This window comes from Candidatus Cryosericum odellii (assembly GCF_003570935.1).
Classification (GTDB): Bacteria; Caldisericota; Caldisericia; order Cryosericales; family Cryosericaceae; genus Cryosericum; species Cryosericum odellii.
On record NZ_QXIU01000177.1, the window covers coordinates 1 to 3,260 of the forward strand.

Below are 3,260 nucleotides of genomic sequence, written 5' to 3' on the forward strand. Positions count from 1 at the left end.
CGCGAACGGGCCGAGGCCAGGGCACTTCGTCTGGCCACCGCCATCGAACAGGCGGCCGAGGCCATCGCCATCACCGATCCCAACGGCGTCGTCACCTATATCAACCCTGCATTCGAGCACGCAACCGGGTTCTCAGCCGTCGAAAGCAGAGGGCACAACATCCGGGGACTTCTGGGCGACGAGGTTGCACTCCCTCTCGAACGGCGCGCAGAAGAGCACCTGACCACCTACGACAGCTGGAAAAAGAAAATCACGAACGTTCGCAAGGATGGCAGCCTGGTGGAACTCGACTTGACGGTCAGTCCCGTCCGAGGCCCCGGCGACGAGGTTGCAAACTATACCTACGTTGGGCGTGACATCACGCAGGAGGCTGCTCTCGAGGAGCAGTTGCGCCAGTCCCAGAAGCTGGAAGGTATCGGACTTCTGGCCGGTGGCGTCGCCCACGATTTCAACAACATCCTGACGGGCATCCTGGGGTATGCCAACATGCTGGAGCCAGACGCTGCTCCGGGCAGTACCATGCAGGAGGGACTGCACGTCATCCAGCAGGCGGCCGAGAGAGCTGCGGAGCTCACCAAACAGCTGCTGAGCTTCGCCAGGCGGGGCAAGCGTCAGAATACCACCGTCGACCTCAACAGCACTATCCTCGAGGTCGTGTCGCTTCTCACCCGAACGGTCAACAAGAACATCAGTGTGACCGAACACTTCGATACGGACCAGGCAACCGTCCTGGGAGATCCCGGACAACTTCAGCAGATCGTCCTCAACCTGGCCATCAACGGACGCGACGCGATGCCACAGGGTGGGAGCCTGACATTCCGGACATGGCGCCAGGGACTTGATGCCGAACAGGTCATGGCACACCCCGGAGCCGAGCCAGGCATGTTTGTCGCGCTATCAGTCTCTGACACCGGCGTCGGCATCGAGAAGAAAAACCTCCGCCGCATCTTCGAGCCCTTCTTCACGACCAAGGCCTTAGACAAGGGGACCGGCATGGGACTGGCTATGGTATATGGGATCGTGAAGGCACACCAGGGATTCATCGATGTCGAGAGCAATATCGGCAAGGGGACCACGTTTACTGTGTACGTCCCAGCGACGGACGTCGTCCCTGCGACTGCGCACCCTGCCGATCTTCCACGCAAGGGACACGGGCGCATCCTGGTCGTCGACGACGAAGAAGTCGTCCGCAAGCTGACGCACGAGATGCTGCGGCGGTCAGGGTACGACGTCGTCACCGCTGCCGATACCACGGAGGCGGTCGCCTGGTACCGCGCACATCCCCACGAAGCCGACCTCGTCATCATCGACATGGTCATGCCCGGCAAGGATGGCCAGGAATGCTTCAAAGCCCTCAAGGCCATCGACCCCGACGTGCGCGCCATCCTGTCCACAGGCTACGGTCTGGATGGGCATGCGCAGGACACCCTTGATGCAGGCATGGTCGGCTACGTACAGAAGCCATATCACATGGAGGACCTTATCACCGCGGTCGCCGACGCACTGGCAGACCAGCCGTCCTGAGTTTCCACGGGTCCGCCTGCAGAGTGTCTGCCCGGTCCCATCAAGCATGAGCATGGGCCGGGCAGATTCAATAGTGGAAACGTTATAGCGTCTAGCGGAAGACGACGCCAACCCGTTTGACGACGATATTGCTTACCTTCGGACGGAGCAATTTGGCTTCCACTGCCAGGTACTTCGCCCGGGCAGCCTGTTCCTCTGCCATCACCGTCGCCTGCGTCTGCGCCGCCAGCACCGCCACCTGCTGCTGAAGGTCGTTCACCTTCTGCTGGAGGTCCCTGGCTTTCTCCTGTAACGTCTGGGCTGTTCCCCGCGTCCGGACGCCCGCCGTGAAGCTGCGCTTGCGCCTCACCAGCAGACCCAGGAACGCCTCCGCCGTCTGCATGGTCGCCACCGAGCTGCGGTTACGCGCTTCCATCTGCGCGATGTTGAGACGCTGCTGCGCCTCGGTCAGGTCGTCCTGCAGCTTGTGCTGTTTCTCCTCCAGCTTCTCCCGTACCTTGTTGACCGCTCCGGTGATGTCGGGGGCGGACAGGACGCCGAGTCGCGCCATGAACTGGCCTTCCGTTTCGCCGTCCTGCTGAGCAACCTCATACGGCTTGCTCGTCAGCAACGTCAGGGACCGGATCTTCAGGACGTCTTTGAGCCGCGCCGTGAGGGTCTTCCAGGACGTCGGCTTCTGCAGGTCCGCAGGAACCTCTTCGAGCAATACGCCCTCGGGAACCTTGTCCAACCACGTTATGCCCTCGGGCAGCTGCTCCGCCGTGGTCCAGTCGACGGCGGGCCATTGCGAGACCGGGACGGAAAGCAGCAGATGCTCCTGCACGAATGCTCCGGTCGTCTTATCTTCGTACGCCACGTCCGCTTCGCCGAACACGAATGGGTCGAGCGTGGTCCCCGCCGGGACGGGGGCGAACTGGACCGGGACGCCGTCAGGGATGGCTGGCCGGTATCGCGACGGTCCCGACGTCGGCATCGCTTCGTGCGTGACATGCTCGAACTCGATCTTCCGTGATGCCATCAGCTGACCGATCTGGGCCTTGGTGAGGGGTCCACGCAGATAGCTCATCGCGAAGCGCGACTGCATGACGATATGCCTGGCGGTATGGACGTTGTGCAACAGAAACTGGCGCGGCTTGAGACTGCCAAGAACGCCGCTGAACCACGCCCGGTCGAGCGTGCCGCCCCCTTCCTGCAGCGCTCCCTCGAGGCCACCCAGCACACGTTCGCGGTCGCCGTCCTGCTGTAGTTTGCCGATGATCCAGGTACCAGCATTGCTGAGACCCTTGTAGTCGACGTCCACGGGGTTCTGGGTCGCCAGCACCACGCCGAGCCCGAAGGCGCGCGCCTGCTTCATCAGGGTGAGCAGTGGCACCTTGGAGGGCGGATTGAACGGGTATGGCGGGAAGTACCCGAACACCTCGTCGAAGTACAGGAGGGCACGCAGAGAATCCGTCCCCTGCTGAAGACGCATCCAGGCAAGAACCTCCTGGAGCAGGAGTGTCACGAAGAACATGCGCTCCACGTCAGACAGGTGTGCAATGGCGAAGATACTGCAACGCGGCCTGCCGTCCGGTGCGTGAAGGAACCTCTCGACATCCAGAGGAGCACCGTTCAACCAGGACTGGAACGAGGGGGAAGCAATGAGGCCGTTGATGCGCATGGCAAGCTCCAGCCGTTCCCTTGGCGGAAAGAAGGTGTCCACCTCGAAGACGCCAAGCTTCTCGAACGGCGGGTTC

2 protein-coding genes are annotated in these 3,260 nt (G+C 62.2%); one reads left to right on the plus strand and one right to left on the minus strand.

The features are described 5' to 3' along the window. Positions 1 to 1,524: hybrid sensor histidine kinase/response regulator (locus SMC5_RS07215; protein WP_119120168.1), on the plus strand; the 1,524-nt coding region annotated here is incomplete at its 5' end. Between the two features lie 91 nt (positions 1,525 to 1,615). Here SMC5_RS07215 and SMC5_RS10745 read toward each other — a convergent pair. Then, on the minus strand, positions 1,616 to 3,260 hold a 1,645-nt coding region (locus tag SMC5_RS10745; protein ID WP_119120169.1), incomplete at its 5' end, for an ATP-binding protein.